Genomic DNA, 14,950 nt, shown 5'->3' with positions numbered 1-14,950 from the left:
TTCCGATCGTCCGACCATCGAGGGAACGATCGAGGAAAGAGGAAGCATGGACGGGGACTTCAAGGACTTTGCGGACATTCCCACCACCACCCTGGCCGACGTCCTGGGCCGCGCCCGGGTCATGGACATCGGACTGCGCCCACTGTGGGCGGGCATGCCCCGGGTAGCCGGACCGGCCTTCACCGTGCAGTGCCCGCCCGGCGACAACCTGATGCTGCACGCCGCGATCTACCGGGCCGAGCCCGGCTCGGTGATCGTGGTGGAGTCCGGCGACCTGGACTACGCGCTGGCCGGCGGCAACGTCTGCGCGGTGGCCCAGCGCCGGGGCGTCGCCGCCTTCGTGGCCGACGGCCTGATCCGGGATCTCGCCGAGGTCCGCGACCTGGGCTTCCCGGTGGTCGCCCGGGGCGTCATCCCGATCCCCGGCGCCAAGAAGCAGCTGGGCGCCCACGGCGTCCCGGTGCTCTGCGGCGGCGTGCTGGTGGCGCCCGGCGACATCGTGGTGGCCGACGAGGAGGGCGTCGTGGCGGTGCCCGCCGCCGAGCGGACGGCGGTCCTGGAGGCGGCCCGGGCCAAGCTGGCCAAGGAGGCCGCCGAGACCCTGGACGACTGGGAGGCCGCCCACCGCGCCCGGATCGAGCAGAGTCTGGCCGAGCTGGGCTTCACGGGCTGAGCTCTCACAGAGCCTGTAGGTCGGTACGGCCCGTACGGCCGGTACGGCCCGCACCGGCCGGTAGCGGGTCAGTAGAGCCCGTTCAGCTCCCCGAACCCGAGCGCCCCGTCGAGCTCCGTCAGCGTCCCGGCGCCGAGCAGCTCGACGGCGGCCCGGTGGGCCACCGTGTACGCGGCCTGGGCGAGGCCGGTGCCGACGCTGATCCGCCGTACCCCGGTGGCGGCCAGCTCGGCGACGGTCGGCCCGCCCGGCCCGGCCATCGCGTTCACCGGCAGCGGGGAGCGCCGGCACAGCTCGGTGAGCAGGTCGAGGTCCAGCAGCCCGGGGACGAACAGGCCGTCGGCGCCCGCCTGCGCGTAGGCCTCGGCCCGGGCCAGCACGTCGTCGAGCCCGCCCAGTCCGAACAGGAAGACGTCGGTCCGGGCGTTGACCAGCAGCTCGGGCAGTCCGGCCGCCGCGGCCGCCGTCCGGGCCGCGCGCAGCCGCTCGGCCTGCGCGGCCACCGGGAACAGCGGCCCGCCGACGGCCGTCGAGTCCTCCAGGTTGACCCCGGCCGCGCCGGCGCCGACCAGTTCGGTGACGGTCGCGGCCACGTCGGCGGGCAGCGGCCCGTAGCCGCCCTCGGCGTCGACGGTGACCGGCAGGTCCACCGCGGCGACGACCCGGCGGGCCGCCGCGACCGCTGCCGCCCGGTCCATCCGCTGGCCGTCGCCGTGTCCGAGCGACCAGGAGACGCCGCCGCTGGTGGTGGCGATGGCCCGGGCGCCGGCCGAGGCGATCACCGCGGCGCTGCCCGCGTCCCAGGCGTTGGGCAGGACGAGCACGCCCTCCGCGAGGAGTTCGCGCAGCCGCAGCGCCCGCTCGCGGGCCTCGGGGGTGGTGGACATGGTGGTCACCGGCTTTCGTACGGATCGGTGGGAACGCAGGCATCCTGCGCCCCGCTCCGGGCCGCCACCAGTGATTAAGCTGGGGCCGAATCTTCCGAAGGGGCCGCGGCGTGCGGACGGAACTCCACTTCTCCACCCAGGACTTGGCGCTGACCCGGTTCGCGGTCAGCCCGATGCAGGAGGTGGTGACCAGCCTGCGCGCCCTGGCCCGCTCCCCCGTCCCGGCGCTGCACCGCCGCTGGGCCGGCCAGGTGCGCGAACGGCTGGCCGCCGCCGGACTGGACCGGGGACGACTGGCCGCGATGGTCCCGCCCGAGGGCCACCTGCCCGACTTCCTCAACCCCGCCCCGGCGGGTTGCTCGACCAGGCTCGCCGAGGAGCTGGCCGCGATCACCGCGACCGGCGCCGGGCAGGTCCGCGCCGACCTCGACATCCTGGCCGCCGAGGCCGGCGGCCGGCTGCCCGCCGGCCTGGAACCGCTGCACCGCGACCCGGCGGGCCAGCTGCCCCGGCTGGCCGCCGAGATCGAGGCGTACTGGGAGCTGGCGCTCGCCCCGTACTGGGCCCGGATCAGCGCGCTGCTGGCCGCGGACGTCTTCCACCGCTCCCGGCAGGCCGCCGAGCACGGCAGCGCGCGGATGCTGGACGACCTGCACGGGACGGTCCGCTGGGACGGCACCGCACTGCGCCTGGAGGACCGCCACTGCGCGGTGAACCGGCTGAACGCCGCGGCCGGACTGCTGCTGGTCCCCTCGGCCTTCGCCTGGCCGCGGGTGCTCACCCGGATGCTGCCGCCGGACCCGCCGCAGCTGGTCTACCCGGCGCGCGGCACGGCCGCGCTCTGGGAGGAGCGCCCGGGCTCGGCCGCGCGCACCGACGCGCTGGCCGCCGTCCTCGGCCGCTCCCGGGCTCGGCTGCTGGCCGAACTGGACTCCCCGGCCTCGACCACCGAGCTGGCCCGCCGGACCGGACTGTCCCCCGCCGCCGTCTCCCAGCACCTCGCCGCCCTGCGTACGGCCGGCCTGACCAGCGCCCACCGGGCCGGGCACGCCGTCCTCTCCGCCCGCACCGCCGTGGGCGACTCCCTGTTCGATCAGGACGGACGGGAAGGCGACCGGACGGCCGCCGCCGGGCGCCCCGCCCCGTGACCCGCCGGTACGAATGGCCCCGCACGGCACACCCGGACACACCCCCTCCTCATATGATCGGAGCGACATGCGCCATGCTTGGTGATGCAGAACACTGAACGGAACTTGCGCCGGACGGCCCACCCGCCGGACGGCCGAGAAGGAGGAAGCACGTGGACGACGTTCTGCGGCGCGCCGCACTCTTCGCGGCACTCGACGACGAACAGGCCGGCGAGCTGCGCGCTTCCATGACCGAGGTCACCCTCGCCCGTGGTGAGTCGCTGTTCCACGAGGGCGACCCGGGCGACCGGCTGTACGTCGTCGCCGAGGGCAAGGTCAAGCTGCACCGTGCCTCGCCGGACGGCCGCGAGAACATGCTGGCCGTGCTCGGCCCCAGCGAGATGATCGGCGAGCTGTCGCTGTTCGACCCGGGCCCGCGCACCGCCACCGCCAGCGCGCTGACCGAGGTCAAGCTGCTCGGCCTCGGCCACGGCGACCTGCAGCCCTGGCTGCACGCCCGCCCCGAGGTCTCCATCGCGCTGCTGCGGGCCATCGCCCGCCGACTGCGCCGGACCAACGACGTGATGTCCGACCTGGTCTTCTCCGACGTGCCCGGGCGTGTCGCCAAGGCCCTGCTGGACCTCTCCCGCCGCTTCGGCGTGCAGTCCGAGGAGGGCATCCACGTCGCCCACGACCTCACCCAGGAGGAGCTGGCCCAGCTGGTCGGCGCCTCCCGCGAGACGGTCAACAAGGCGCTCGCCGACTTCGCCGGCCGCGGCTGGCTGAAGCTGGAGGCACGCGCGGTGGTGCTGCTGGACGTCGAGCGGCTGTCGCGCCGCTCGCGCTGACGATCCGAGCACCGCGAAGGGCCCGTCCGAGCCGGACGGGCCCTTCGGCGTTCCCGGACCGGTCCGGGGCTGGTCCGGGGCCGGTTAGGTCCCGGACCGGGGTCAGCCCTGGTCCGGGATCAGCCCGTGGTCCTCCAGGTACTCCAGCTGGGCCCGCACCGACAGCTCGGCGGCCGGCCAGAGCGCCCGGTCCACGTCCGCGTAGACCCGGGCGACCACCTCGGCGGCCGTCCGGCAGCCCGCCTCGACCGCCGTCTCCACCTGGGCGAGCCGGGTGGCCCGGTGCGCCAGGTAGTAGTCGACCGCGCCCAGCGCGTCCGCGAGCACCGGACCGTGGCCGGGCAGCACCGTCCGCACGCCGTGCGCGGAGGCCATCGTGTGCAGGTGGCGCAGCGAGTCCAGGTAGTCCCCGAGCCGGCCGTCCGGGTGGGCGACCATCGTGGTGCCGCGGCCGAGCACGGTGTCCCCGGTGAGGACCGCGCCGTCGTCCGGCAGGTGGAAGGTCAGCGAGTCCGAGGTGTGGCCGGGGGTGGCGACCACCCGCAGGTCGAGGCCGCCGACGTCCAGCCGCTGGCCGCCGACCAGGCCCTCGGAGCCCAGCCGGTGCGCCGGGTCCAGGGCCCGCACCTCGGTGCCGGTCAGCTCGGCGAACCGGGCCGCGCCCTCGGAGTGGTCGGCGTGGCCGTGGGTCAGCAGGGTGAGCGCGATCCGCTTGCCGCGCTCCTCGGCGAGGTCGAGCACCCGGCGCAGGTGGCCCTCGTGCAGCGGGCCGGGGTCGATCACCACGGCGAGGTCCGAACCGGGCTCGGAGAGCAGCCAGGTGTTGGTGCCGTCCAGGGTCATCGGCGACGGGTTCGGCGCCAGCACGCACAGCGCCCGGGCGGTGGCCTCCCCGCCCACCACCGCGGCGGGGTCGCCCGGCAGGACTCCGCTCATGCCGCCACGCGCCCCTCGACGATCCGCCCGCTCCGCCCGCTCCGCCCGCTCACCGGTTGCCCTCCAGGCCGCGGTGCAGGGCCCGCAGCGGCAGGGCCCGGACGAGGGCGCGCTGGGCGACCTCGACGAACGGGACCGGACCGTCACAGGCCGCGGAACGGGGGGTCACTCGGCGGGCGGGCAGCTCGGGGGCCGTCCGGCGAGCCACATCGTCGTGGTCCATCGGTCGTCGGTCCTTTCCGGTCGGCGTCTCTCGAAGCGTCGTGCAACGGTCGGTACGAGGGGGTTCGTACGGAGGGGTTCTCGTACGGAGGGGGTCAGGATCCCTCGGCGGGGAACTCCCCGTCGATGGTCAGTTCGTCGTACCCGGGCCAGCGGACCGTCATCCGGTCGCCGCGGACCTCGGCCCGGCCCAGCACCGGCTCCAGTGCCCGGTCGGCGGCCGCGGCCAGTGCCTCGGCGGTGGTCCGCACCGACGACAGCTCGCGCAGCACCGTGACCGTCGGCGGCAGCATGCCGAACCGGCCCTCCCGGTGCCCCCGGACCGCTTCGGCGGGCGTCAGCCAGGCGACCCGGTCGGCCTCGCCGACCTCCAGCGCCGCGCGCTGCCCGGCCGGCAGGGCGGCGACGAAGAACCAGGTGTCGTAGCGCCGCTCCTCGAACTCCGGGGTGATCCAGCGGGCCCAGCCGCCCAGCAGGTCACTGCGCAGCACCAGGCCGTGGTCCCGCAGGAACTCGGCGAAGGACAGCTCGTGCGCCTCCAGCGCGGCCCGCTCCGCGGACCAGTCGCGCGGCGCGGCGACGCTCTCCGGGTCCGGCCCGGCCAACAGCACGCCGGCCTCCTCGAAGGTCTCGCGCACCGCCGCGCAGACCACCGCCCGCGCCGTCTGGGCGTCCACCCCGAGCCGCTGCGCCCACTCCTCGGGCGAGGGCCCGGCCCAGCCGGTCTCGACCTCGGCGTCCCGCGGGTCCACCCCGCCGCCCGGGTAGGCGTACATCCCGGCCGCGAAGGCCATCGAGGTGCGGCGGCGCAGCAGGTAGGCCTCCGGCCCGTCGGCGGCGTCGCGCAGCAGCACGACCGTCGCGGCGGGTCTGGCCACCGCCGGGGTGAGCAGGCCGGAGTCGACCGCCCGGATCCGGGCGGGCCAGCCGGGCGGCATCGGGAGCGTCGTTGCTCGATGGTCCATGCCCGGATGCTAAGCGCACGAAGGCGGGGTTGGACAGGCCCGACCCCGCCTTCGTGATCACGCTCGGGGTCAGGCGCTCTTGACGCGCACCTGGAGCTCGACCTCGACCGGGGCGTCCAGCGGCAGCACCGCGACGCCGACGGCGCTGCGGGCGTGCACACCGGCCTCGCCCAGCACGGTGCCGAGCAGCTCACTGGCACCGTTGATCACGGCGGGCTGGCCGATGAAGTCGGGGGCGGAGGCGACGAAGCCGACCACCTTCACGACCTGCTCGATCAGGTCCAGGTCGCCGATCACCGACTTCACGGCGGCCAGGGCGTTCAGCGCGCAGGTCTGCGCGAGCTCCTTGGCCTCCTCCGGGGACACCTCGGCACCGACCTTGCCGGTGCTCACCAGCTTGCCGCCGACGACCGGCAGCTGGCCGGAGGTGAACACGAACTCACCGGACCGGACGGCCGGCACGTAGGCGGCGACCGGGGCGGCCACCGGCGGCAGGGTCAGGCCCAGCTCGGCGAGCTTCGACTCGACCTTGCTCATGCGTTCTTCTCCCGCTTGAAGTAGGCCACCAGCTGCTCCGGGTTCGGGCCGGGCACGACCTGGACCAGCTCCCAGCCGTCCTCGCCGAAGTTGTCCAGGATCTGCTTGGTGGCGTGCACCAGCAGGGGCGCCGTCATGTATTCCCACTTGGTCATGGCCAGACTCTAGACGAGGTGTCCCGGCGATCGCCGCCGCCCGGGCCGCCGTACGGGCCGCCGCACAGGCCGCCGTACGGGCCCTCGCCGACCGGCGTGTGAGGTGGAGCACAAAGGGGGCATGATTCAGTCCTGGCACCCCAGGTGCTCCGGGCATCGGGAGCGCTCCCTGGTTACCCTCGCGAGAGGGCGTCCTCGCGAGGGGGCACCCGCAGGGAGGGGCGTCCGTACGGAGCGGCACCCTCGTGGAGGGGCGCCCTCGTCCGCGAGCGGCCCCCTCGGCAGGGGCACCCCGCAGGAGGGGCGCCCGCAGGGACGGAGACGGACGGAGACGCAGCGTGGCACGCACCCCCGGCCAGGCGACCCGGCGCGACCCCGACTGGGAGGGGGTCCGGCTGCACGTGGTCAGCGGCAAGGGCGGCACCGGGAAGACCACGCTGGCCGCCGCGTTGGCGCTGGCCCTGGCCGCCGACGGCAATCGGGTGCTGCTGATCGAGGTCGAGGGGCGGCAGGGCATCGCCGAACTGTTCGGGATCGCCGCCCTCCCCTACGAGGAGCGCCGGATCGCCTCGGTCTCCCGCCCCCAACTGGGGCTGCCGGCCGGCGAGGGCGGGCCCGGCGAGGTGCTCGCGCTGGCGATCGACACCGAGCTGGCGCTGCTCGAGTACCTGGAGATGTTCTACAAGCTCGGCCGGGCCGGCAAGGCGCTGCAGAAGGTCGGCTTCGTCGACTTCGCCACCACCGTCGCCCCCGGCGTACGGGACGTGCTGCTCACCGGCAAGGCCTGCGAGGCGGCCCGCCGCAAGGGCCCGGACGGGCGGCGGCGCTACGACGCGGTGGTGATGGACGCCCCGCCGACCGGGCGGATCACCCGGTTCCTGAACGTCAACTCCGAGGTCGCCGGGCTGGCCCGGATCGGCCCGATACACACCCAGGCGCAGGCCGTGATGCGGGTGCTGCGGTCCCCGGAGACGGCGGTGCACCTGGTCACCCTGCTGGAGGAGATGCCGGTGCAGGAGACGGTCGACGGCTTCGCGGAACTGCGCGAGGCGAAGCTCCCGGTGGGCGGGGTGATGGTCAACATGGTCCGGCCCCCGCTGCTGGACGCGGCTGCGGTGGCCGCAGTGGACGGGGACCACCGCGAGGAGGTCGCGCTGGCGCTCGGCGAGGCCGGGCTGGGCGGGCGCTCGCGCAAGGCGGAGACGGTCCGGGCGGCGGTCGAGCCGCTGATCGACCCGCTGCTGGAGCAGGCCAGGGAGCACGCCGAGCGGGTCGAGCTGGAGCGCGCGCAACGGGCCGACCTGCAGCAGCTGCGGCTCCCGACGTACGAACTCCCCTTGCTGGGCGAGGGCGTGGACCTCGGCGGGCTGTACCGGCTGGCGGGCGAACTCAAGCGGCAGGGGGCGGCGTGACTCCGGCGAACGGCGGCAGCGGCGGCAGTGGCGTTGGCGGCGGCGAGGGCCGCGGTGGTGGCAACGGCGGGAACCGGCTCGCGGTGGACGAGCTGATCGACGACCCGAAGACCCGGATCATCGTCTGCTGCGGCTCCGGCGGCGTCGGCAAGACCACCACCGCCGCGGCGATCGGTCTGCGGGCCGCCGAGCGCGGCCGCAAGGTCGTGGTGCTGACCATCGACCCGGCCCGGCGGCTGGCCCAGTCCATGGGTCTGACCGAACTGGACAACACCCCCCGGGTGGTCAAGGGGGTGGCCGGGGACGGCCGGCTCCACGCCATGATGCTCGACATGAAGCGGACCTTCGACGAGGTCGTGCTGGCCCACGCCGAGCCCGAACGGGCCAGGGCGATCATGGAGAACCCGTTCTACCAGTCCCTGTCGGCCGGTTTCGCGGGCACGCAGGAGTACATGGCGATGGAGAAGCTCGGGCAGCTGCGCGCCGCCGAGGAGTGGGACCTCATCGTCGTGGACACCCCGCCGTCCCGCTCGGCGCTGGACTTCCTGGACGCCCCCAACCGGCTCGGGTCCTTCCTGGACGGCCGGGTGATCCGGATCCTGACCGCGCCCGCCAAGGTCGGCGGCCGCAGCGCGATGCGCTTCCTCAACGCCGGGATGGGCCTGCTCACCGGCACCCTGGGCAAGATCTTCGGCGCCCAGCTGCTCACCGACGTACAGACCTTCGTCAGCGCGATGGACTCGATGTTCGGCGGCTTCCGCGAGCGCGCCGACCGCACCTACCAGCTGTTGAAGGCGCCGGGCACGGCGTTCCTGGTGGTGGCGGCGCCGGAGCGGGACGCGCTGCGCGAGGCGGCGTACTTCGTGGACCGGCTCGCCGCGGACCGGATGCCGCTGGCCGGACTGGTGCTCAACCGGGTGCACAGCACGGGCGCGCCGCAGCTCACCGCGGAGCGGGCGCTGGCGGCGGCCGAGGCCCTGGAGGAGAACGGCTCGGAGCACTCCTCGCCGGAGGCGGAGCTGCTGGCGGCCGGACTGCTGCGGCTGCACGCCGAGCGGATGCAGATCATGGGGCGCGAACGGCGGACCCGGGACCGGTTCGTCTCGGTGTACCCGGACGTGCCGATCGTGGAGGTGGCCGCGCTGCCGGGTGACGTCCACGACCTGGACGGGCTGCGGGCCATCGGGGGCCGGCTCGGCGGCGCGGCGTAGTCCGGGCCGGGGCCGGTGGGGGCCGGCTGGTGGCGCGACGCAGTCCGGGCCGGGGCCGGTGGGGGCCGGGCCGGGTGGTCCGAGTGGTCCGGGCACTCCGGCCGGGTGGTCCGGGCCGGAACGGGGGGAGCCCCGGACCGCGAGGTGCGGCCCGGGTCAGCCCGCCTGGGCGTAGTCCGTCAGTATCACGCCGGTCGCGAGGGACTCCTCGTACTCGGTGCGGGCGGTCTCCAGCAGCCTCCGCCACGACATGACCGTCGGGCGGCGGCGCAGCAGCGCCCGGCGCTCGCGTTCCGTCATCCCGCCCCACACCCCGAACTCCACCCGGTTGTCCAGCGCGTCCGCGAGGCACTCCGTCCGGACGGGGCACCCACTGCACACCGCCTTCGCCCGGTTCTGTGCCGCCCCCTGGACGAACAGTTCGTCCGGATCACTCGTGCGGCAGGCGGCCTGCGCACTCCAGTCGTCAACCCAGCCCATGCCGGCGCCGTCCTCTCCCGATGATTCGAGGCTCCCCCACGGCGGCAACGGCATATTCACCGTTGCCAGTTGAGGACGTTACGGAAGATGGACTGCTTGCAACAGCCCCTTCGGGCTCAATCTCGAATGACCCGATCGGACTATGGGTATCTGTCATCTCACTCGTTGGAGTGATCGCAGGTCGCGGCACTTGCGAGCCGCGAGGCCCCCACTCTCGCCGCAGGCGCCGTCACGCAGCGCAACCGTTCACTCGAACACAACAGGCCACAGCTGCCTCAAAACCCGGACAAGGGTGAGCAATTCGGGCAAGTCTCCGCACTCACAAGAGTGAGCGATGTTGACGCACCGAAGCTGTCGCAAGCTTGTGACAAGCCTAGGCGAACACCTGCCCCGATGTACGGGAATCGGGGACGTAGGGTTCTCCCCATGGCACCGAAGCGCCCATCGGCACCCCAGCCCCCAGGCAATCCCGGAGCTCCGCGACGCAAGAGCGGCGGATCACCGATGGACCACGTCGGCAACGGCGTGAAGTTCCTGGGCGTCAGCGTGCTCTCCGGAGTCCTGCTGGCAGGCCTCGCCCTGCCTGCCGTCGGTGCCATGGGCCTGACCGCCAAGGACACGGCGGAGAGCTTCCAGAACATCCCCGACGACTTCAAGACCCCGCCGCTCACCCAGGCGACCCAGATCTTCGACGCCAAGGGCGGCCTGATCGCCAAGGTCTACGAGCGCGACCGCACCGTCCTCACCGCCGACCAGATGTCGCCCTTCATGCGGCACGCCCAGGTGGACATCGAGGACGCCCGCTTCTACGAGCACGGCGCCGTCGACCTCAAGGGTGTCCTGCGCGCCGTCGGCAAGAACGCGGAGAGCGGCACCGCCTCCCAGGGCGCCTCCACGCTGACCCAGCAGTACGTCAAGAACGTCAACGTGGAGAAGGCCGGCGACGACCAGGCGGCCGTCCTGGAGGCCCAGCGCAAGACCCTGGGCCGCAAGATCCAGGAGCTCAAGGTCGCGATCAAGCTGGAGGAGGACCTGACCAAGGATCAGATCCTCACCAACTACCTCAACATCACCTTCTACGGCCACCAGGCCTACGGGGTCGAGGCCGCGTCCCAGCGCTACTTCAGCAAGAGCAACAAGGACCTGACCGTCGCCGAGGCCGCCACCCTCGCCGGCGTGGTCCAGAACCCGTCGCAGTACGACCCGGTGCGCTACCCCGACAACACGGTGAAGCGCCGCAACGTCGTCATCGACAAGATGCTGGAGAACAAGCACATCACTCCCCAGCAGGCGGCCGAGGCGAAGGCCGCCCCGCTGGGTCTCAAGTACAAGGACCCGCAGAACGGCTGCATCACCGCCCAGGCGGGCATGGGCTTCTTCTGCGACTACGTGCGCCACGTGGTCAAGCAGGACCCGGCCTTCGGCAAGAACGCCGACGACCGCAAGAAGCTGTGGGACACCGGCGGTCTGAACATCTACACCACGCTGGACCCGGACAAGCAGGCCGCCGCCCAGAACGCCGTCACCAAGAAGGTCAACGTGACCGACCAGGTGTCGGCCGCGGCGACCATGATGGAGCCCGGCACCGGCAAGATCCTGGCGATGGCCCAGACCCGCCCGTACGGCCTGGACCCGAACAAGAACCAGACCGTCGTCAACCTCAACGTCGACGCCTCGATGGGCGGCGGCAACGGCTTCCAGACCGGTTCGACCTTCAAGCCGATCCTCGCCGCGGCGGCGCTGGAGGCGGGCATGTCGAACACCCAGTCGTTCCCGTCCGAGAACAAGATCGACTACCCCCAGATGTCGACCTGCAACAGCACCTGGAAGAACACCGACAAGCCCAAGGCCACGGTGAAGAACGAGTCGACCGGCGAGGTCGGCCCGTACGAGCTCAAGCAGGCCATGGCGCTCTCGGTCAACACGTACTTCGTGCAGATGGAGCAGCAGGTCGGCCTCTGCGCGATGAAGCAGATGGCCAACAAGCTGGGCATCACCCAGTCGGCGAAGGGCGACCAGTTCCAGGAGGTGCCCTCGATGGTCCTCGGCACCCTGGAGCTCTCCCCGCTGACCATGGCGAACGTCTACGCGACCTTCGCCGCCCGCGGCAAGTACTGCACCCCGATCGCGATCAACAAGATCACCACGGTCGACGGCAAGGAGCTCAAGGTCCCGCAGTCCCAGTGCAGCCAGGCCTTCTCCGAGTCGACCGCGGACTCGCTCAACACCGTCCTGCTCAACGTGACCGAGAAGGGCACCGCGGCCGCCCTCGGCCTCGACGACGGCCGCAAGATCGCCGGCAAGACCGGTACCACCGACGAGAAGAAGGCCGCCTGGTTCGACGGCTACACCCCGTCGCTGGCCACCGCGGTCTGGCTCGGCGGCCCCGCCGGCGGCGTCAAGATGAAGAACATCAACATCGGCGGCAAGCACTTCGACGAGGTGTTCGGCGCCGACGGCCCCGGCCCGATCTGGCAGATGGCCATGAACCAGGCGCTCAAGGGCTCGCCGCTGGAGTCCATCCAGACCACCAACATCCCGGACCCCCAGCCGGCCACCCCGCCGGCGGGCGCCAGCCCGACCACCGACCCGAACGCCCAGCAGCCGGGCGCCCAGAACCCGCCGCCGCCCGCACCGGGCGGCGGGAACCCCGGTAACCCCGGTGGGGTGATAGGGGGAGGGTTCACCCTCCCGCCGGGCATGATCGGCGGGGGCGGTAACGGCAATGGCAACGGGAACGGCAACGGCGGCAGGCACTGACCGACCCGGCACCGCCCGGTACGACGGCGAAGGGGCGCCCTCCGGATCTTCCGGAGGGCGCCCCTTCGCCGTGTCGGCGGTACGGCCGTCACTGCGGCTACGGCGGCGACAGCGGTGGCGGCGGGCAGCTCAGAGCAGCGCGGCCTTCACCGCGGCGGCCACCCGGCCGCCCTCGGCCAGACCGTCCACCTTCGGCTTCACCAGCTTCATCACGGCGCCCATCGCCTGCGGACCGCTCGCCCCGCTCTCGGCCACGGCGGCGGCCACGATCGCGGCCAGCTCCTCGTCCGAGAGCTGCTTCGGCAGGTAACCCGCCAGTACCTCGCCCTCGGCGCGCTCGCGCGCGGCCTGCTCCACCCGGCCGGCCTGGTCGAAGGCCTCGGCCGCCTCGCGACGCTTCTTCGCCTCGCGGGTGATCACCTTCAGCACCTCGGCGTCGGACAGCTCGCGCTTCTCCTTGCCCGCCACCTCCTCGCTGGTGACGGCGGAAAGCGTGAGCCGGATGGTGGACGAGTGCAGCTCGTCCCGGTCCTTGATGGCAGCCGTGAGGTCCTCCTGCAGCTGCGCCTTGAGCGTCGTCATGGGCCCGAGTCTCCCACCTGGGGCGTTCCGTCGCTTGCCATTAACGGCTGCCGTCAACGCTTGCCGTCAACGGCTGCCGTCAATCACCGCCGTCAAGCACCGCCGTCAAGCACCGCCGTCAAGCACCGCCGTCAACGGTCGGCCGCGACCGCCGGATCCGTAACCACCTACCCTGGTTACATGACCGACGGAGACGGCGCCGCGGAACACCCGACCGGCCTGGTCCTCACCACGGCCGCCGGCGCCCGCTTCCACTTCGACCCCGGCGCCCTCTGCCTGGAACTGCTCACCACCGGCGGCCCCGGCCCCTACGCCCGGTACGAAGTGCTGCACCACCCGTCCGACCTCACCGACTGGCTCACGCGCTCCCGGCTGCGGCTGCCCGCCGGCACCGTACGGATCACCGAAGGCCAGCTCGGCGCCGCCCGCACCCTGCGCGACGCCCTCTGGCGCCTGGCCGCCGACCGCGCCCACGGCCGCCCCGGCGACCCCATGGACCGCACCGCCCTCAACCGGGCCGCCGCCCACCCCCCGCTCGTCCCCCGGATCGCCCCGGACGGCACCGCGGCCGCCCCGCTGCCCGCCGACGGCGCCCAGCTCGTCTCCACCCTCGCCCGGGACGCCATCGCCCTGCTCACCGGCCCGCACGCCGACCGGATCCGGGAATGCCGGGCGCACGACTGCCGGCTGCTCTTCGTCGACACCTCGCGGCCCGGGCGGCGGCGCTGGTGCTCGATGGAACGCTGCGGCAACCGCAACAAGGTCCGGGCCCTGCGCGCCCGCCGGGACACCGACCCCGTTGCCCCGGTCGACCCCGTTGCCCCGGTCGACCCGGTGCAGGTCACGGTGGCCGTGTCCGCACCGTGCCACCGGACGTTCACCAGCTGATCCACCGTCTGAGAGCATGGGCTGATGCGACCGCTGTACTCCGTCCCCCTCGGTGTCGCCGCTGCCGGCGCCGCCTGCCTCGCCTACTCCGTCGGGTACGAGGTACGTGCCTTCCGGCTCCGCCGCGTCGAGGTCCCCGTCCTGCCCCACGGCGCCAAGCCCCTCCGGGTCCTCCAGGTGTCCGACATCCACATGGTGGCCGGGCAGGGCAAGAAGCAGCGCTGGCTGCAGAGCCTCGCCGGCCTGCGCCCCGACCTCGTGGTCAACACCGGCGACAACCTCTCCGACCCGCTCGGCGTCCCCGCCACCCTCGACGCCCTCGGGCCGCTGATGGACTTCCCCGGCGTCTACGTCTTCGGCTCCAACGACTACTACGGGCCGGCCCGCAAGAACCCGGCCCGCTACCTCCAGGCCATGCGCAGCGGCGTCCACGGCATGAACAACCCCGACGGCACCGGCAATCGCGGCATCAGCGGCGCCGTGCACAACCCCTGGGAGAAGCTCCGCGACGGCTTCGACGCGGCCGGCTGGCTCGACCTGACCAACACCCGCGGCCGCCTCACCGTCAACGGCCTCGACCTCGAGTTCACCGGCCTCGACGACCCACACATCCGCCGCGACCGCTACGCCGCCGTCGCCGGCGGCCCCTCCGCCGACGCCGACCTCTCCCTCGCCGTCGTGCACGCCCCCTACCTGCGCGTCCTCGACGCCTTCACCGCCGACCGCTACCCGCTGATCCTGGCCGGCCACACCCACGGCGGCCAGCTCTGCATCCCCTTCTACGGCGCCCTGGTCACCAACTGCGACCTCGACACCCGCCGGGTCAAGGGCCTCTCCACCCACAAGGCCGGCGGCCACCGCTCCTACCTCCACGTCTCCGCCGGCTGCGGCACCAACCGCTACACCCCGATCCGCTTCGCCTGCCCCCCGGAAGCCACCCTCCTCACCCTCACCCCGGCCCCCCGCTGACCCCGACCGGACGCCCGCCCGAAACCGGATTTCGTGTCTCGGCGAGCGTCCGGTAGAGTTCTACTCGTCGCGAAGGAGACGGAGCGACAAACAGAATGACCGGGGTGTGGCGCAGCTTGGTAGCGCGCTTCGTTCGGGACGAAGAGGCCGTGGGTTCAAATCCCGCCACCCCGACCCAGTACAGAGGGCCCATCGGAGAAATCCGGTGGGCCCTCTGACGTTGTATCCGGAGGAGCTCCGGAACCCCGCCCGCTGCCCGTGTACATCCGGGCGCCGTCGGAGTCGGGACGGCCGGGGT

16 protein-coding genes and 1 tRNA gene are annotated in these 14,950 nt (G+C 73.1%); 9 read left to right on the top strand and 8 right to left on the bottom strand.

Going from position 1 to position 14,950, the window contains the following annotated elements:
- Positions 1–46 precede the first annotated feature (46 nt).
- Entirely contained in the window at positions 47–673 is a 627-nt protein-coding gene (locus ACFV8H_RS14245) for an RraA family protein (protein ID WP_380399500.1), read from the top strand.
- A gap of 68 nt (positions 674–741) precedes the next feature.
- Here the strand turns inward: ACFV8H_RS14245 and ACFV8H_RS14240 are convergent, their stop codons facing one another.
- Positions 742–1,560 (bottom strand): isocitrate lyase/phosphoenolpyruvate mutase family protein, encoded by an 819-nt coding sequence (locus ACFV8H_RS14240; protein ID WP_380399498.1) that lies wholly within the window; start codon positions 1,558–1,560, stop codon positions 742–744.
- Positions 1,561–1,670: 110 nt separating this feature from the next.
- Between ACFV8H_RS14240 and ACFV8H_RS14235 the strand changes: the two genes are divergently transcribed.
- Positions 1,671–2,708, top strand: coding sequence for a DUF5937 family protein (locus tag ACFV8H_RS14235; protein WP_380399497.1), 1,038 nt, complete (start codon positions 1,671–1,673; stop codon positions 2,706–2,708).
- 152 nt (positions 2,709–2,860) lie between these two features.
- The gene (locus tag ACFV8H_RS14230; RefSeq protein ID WP_030288117.1) at positions 2,861–3,535 is read left to right on the top strand and encodes a Crp/Fnr family transcriptional regulator; all 675 of its coding nucleotides are present in this window, start codon (positions 2,861–2,863) and stop codon (positions 3,533–3,535) included.
- Between the two features lie 102 nt (positions 3,536–3,637).
- Here ACFV8H_RS14230 and ACFV8H_RS14225 read toward each other — a convergent pair whose 3' ends face one another.
- The 5 genes from ACFV8H_RS14225 to ACFV8H_RS14205 all read right to left on the bottom strand — a co-directional run bounded on the left by ACFV8H_RS14225 (position 3,638) and on the right by ACFV8H_RS14205 (position 6,350).
- Positions 3,638–4,471, bottom strand: a complete 834-nt coding sequence (locus tag ACFV8H_RS14225; protein ID WP_375887634.1) for an MBL fold metallo-hydrolase — start codon at positions 4,469–4,471, stop codon at positions 3,638–3,640.
- Positions 4,472–4,520: 49 nt separating this feature from the next.
- Positions 4,521–4,694, bottom strand: a complete 174-nt coding sequence (locus tag ACFV8H_RS14220) for a hypothetical protein (RefSeq protein WP_380399495.1) — start codon at positions 4,692–4,694, stop codon at positions 4,521–4,523.
- 94 nt (positions 4,695–4,788) lie between these two features.
- Entirely contained in the window at positions 4,789–5,658 is an 870-nt protein-coding gene (locus tag ACFV8H_RS14215; RefSeq protein WP_380399493.1) for an NUDIX hydrolase, read from the bottom strand.
- 69 nt (positions 5,659–5,727) lie between these two features.
- Entirely contained in the window at positions 5,728–6,195 is a 468-nt protein-coding gene (locus ACFV8H_RS14210) for a RidA family protein (protein WP_360227042.1), read from the bottom strand.
- Entirely contained in the window at positions 6,192–6,350 is a 159-nt protein-coding gene (locus ACFV8H_RS14205; protein WP_094743074.1) for a DUF4177 domain-containing protein, read from the bottom strand. Before ACFV8H_RS14205 ends, ACFV8H_RS14210 begins: the two co-directional genes overlap by 4 nt.
- A gap of 338 nt (positions 6,351–6,688) precedes the next feature.
- Between ACFV8H_RS14205 and ACFV8H_RS14200 the strand changes: the two genes are divergently transcribed.
- Both ACFV8H_RS14200 and ACFV8H_RS14195 read left to right on the top strand, forming a co-directional pair.
- On the top strand, positions 6,689–7,762 hold the full coding sequence (locus ACFV8H_RS14200) for an ArsA-related P-loop ATPase (RefSeq protein WP_380399491.1): 1,074 nt from the start codon (positions 6,689–6,691) through the stop codon (positions 7,760–7,762).
- Between the two features lie 83 nt (positions 7,763–7,845).
- A complete protein-coding gene (locus ACFV8H_RS14195; protein ID WP_380399617.1) occupies positions 7,846–8,973 on the top strand; it encodes an ArsA family ATPase in 1,128 nt (375 codons plus the stop codon).
- Positions 8,974–9,129: 156 nt separating this feature from the next.
- Here ACFV8H_RS14195 and ACFV8H_RS14190 read toward each other — a convergent pair whose 3' ends face one another.
- The gene (locus tag ACFV8H_RS14190) at positions 9,130–9,453 is read right to left on the bottom strand and encodes a WhiB family transcriptional regulator (RefSeq protein WP_033333275.1); all 324 of its coding nucleotides are present in this window, start codon (positions 9,451–9,453) and stop codon (positions 9,130–9,132) included.
- A 504-nt stretch (positions 9,454–9,957) separates the two neighbouring features.
- Between ACFV8H_RS14190 and ACFV8H_RS14185 the strand changes: the two genes are divergently transcribed.
- Positions 9,958–12,213: a transglycosylase domain-containing protein gene (locus tag ACFV8H_RS14185; RefSeq protein WP_380399489.1), complete on the top strand. Its 2,256-nt coding sequence runs from the start codon at positions 9,958–9,960 to the stop codon at positions 12,211–12,213.
- Between the two features lie 129 nt (positions 12,214–12,342).
- On the opposite strand, the gene ACFV8H_RS14180 is transcribed toward ACFV8H_RS14185, so the two are convergent.
- Positions 12,343–12,795: a GatB/YqeY domain-containing protein gene (locus ACFV8H_RS14180; protein WP_375887651.1), complete on the bottom strand. Its 453-nt coding sequence runs from the start codon at positions 12,793–12,795 to the stop codon at positions 12,343–12,345.
- A 180-nt stretch (positions 12,796–12,975) separates the two neighbouring features.
- Here ACFV8H_RS14180 and ACFV8H_RS14175 point away from each other — a divergent pair, with 180 nt between their 5' ends.
- The 3 genes from ACFV8H_RS14175 to ACFV8H_RS14165 all read left to right on the top strand — a co-directional run bounded on the left by ACFV8H_RS14175 (position 12,976) and on the right by ACFV8H_RS14165 (position 14,826).
- A complete protein-coding gene (locus ACFV8H_RS14175) occupies positions 12,976–13,683 on the top strand; it encodes a CGNR zinc finger domain-containing protein (protein ID WP_380399487.1) in 708 nt (235 codons plus the stop codon).
- Positions 13,684–13,707: 24 nt separating this feature from the next.
- On the top strand, positions 13,708–14,652 hold the full coding sequence (locus ACFV8H_RS14170; RefSeq protein ID WP_375887655.1) for a metallophosphoesterase: 945 nt from the start codon (positions 13,708–13,710) through the stop codon (positions 14,650–14,652).
- 100 nt (positions 14,653–14,752) lie between these two features.
- Positions 14,753–14,826, top strand: a tRNA-Pro gene (locus ACFV8H_RS14165).
- The last annotated feature ends 124 nt before the right edge of the window (positions 14,827–14,950 follow it).

It is taken from the genome of Kitasatospora sp. NPDC059827 (assembly GCF_042731675.1).
Lineage (GTDB): Bacteria > Actinomycetota > Actinomycetes > Streptomycetales > Streptomycetaceae > Kitasatospora.
Note: the sequence above shows the minus strand (reverse complement) of the source record. Positions and strands in the feature narration are given on the sequence as shown.

Bases quoted from the DNA above. Each gene is read 5' to 3' on its own strand.
- ACFV8H_RS14245 (WP_380399500.1), top strand. From the start codon at position 47: ATGGACGGGGACTTCAAGGACTTTGCGGACATTCCCACCACCACCCTG.
- ACFV8H_RS14240 (WP_380399498.1), bottom strand. From the start codon at position 1,560: ATGTCCACCACCCCCGAGGCCCGCGAGCGGGCGCTGCGGCTGCGCGAA.
- ACFV8H_RS14225 (WP_375887634.1), bottom strand. From the start codon at position 4,471: ATGAGCGGAGTCCTGCCGGGCGACCCCGCCGCGGTGGTGGGCGGGGAG.
- ACFV8H_RS14220 (WP_380399495.1), bottom strand. From the start codon at position 4,694: ATGGACCACGACGATGTGGCTCGCCGGACGGCCCCCGAGCTGCCCGCC.
- ACFV8H_RS14215 (WP_380399493.1), bottom strand. From the start codon at position 5,658: ATGGACCATCGAGCAACGACGCTCCCGATGCCGCCCGGCTGGCCCGCC.
- ACFV8H_RS14210 (WP_360227042.1), bottom strand. From the start codon at position 6,195: ATGAGCAAGGTCGAGTCGAAGCTCGCCGAGCTGGGCCTGACCCTGCCG.
- ACFV8H_RS14205 (WP_094743074.1), bottom strand. From the start codon at position 6,350: ATGACCAAGTGGGAATACATGACGGCGCCCCTGCTGGTGCACGCCACC.
- ACFV8H_RS14190 (WP_033333275.1), bottom strand. From the start codon at position 9,453: ATGGGCTGGGTTGACGACTGGAGTGCGCAGGCCGCCTGCCGCACGAGT.
- ACFV8H_RS14185 (WP_380399489.1), top strand. From the start codon at position 9,958: ATGGACCACGTCGGCAACGGCGTGAAGTTCCTGGGCGTCAGCGTGCTC.
- ACFV8H_RS14180 (WP_375887651.1), bottom strand. From the start codon at position 12,795: ATGACGACGCTCAAGGCGCAGCTGCAGGAGGACCTCACGGCTGCCATC.
- ACFV8H_RS14175 (WP_380399487.1), top strand. From the start codon at position 12,976: ATGACCGACGGAGACGGCGCCGCGGAACACCCGACCGGCCTGGTCCTC.
- ACFV8H_RS14170 (WP_375887655.1), top strand. From the start codon at position 13,708: ATGCGACCGCTGTACTCCGTCCCCCTCGGTGTCGCCGCTGCCGGCGCC.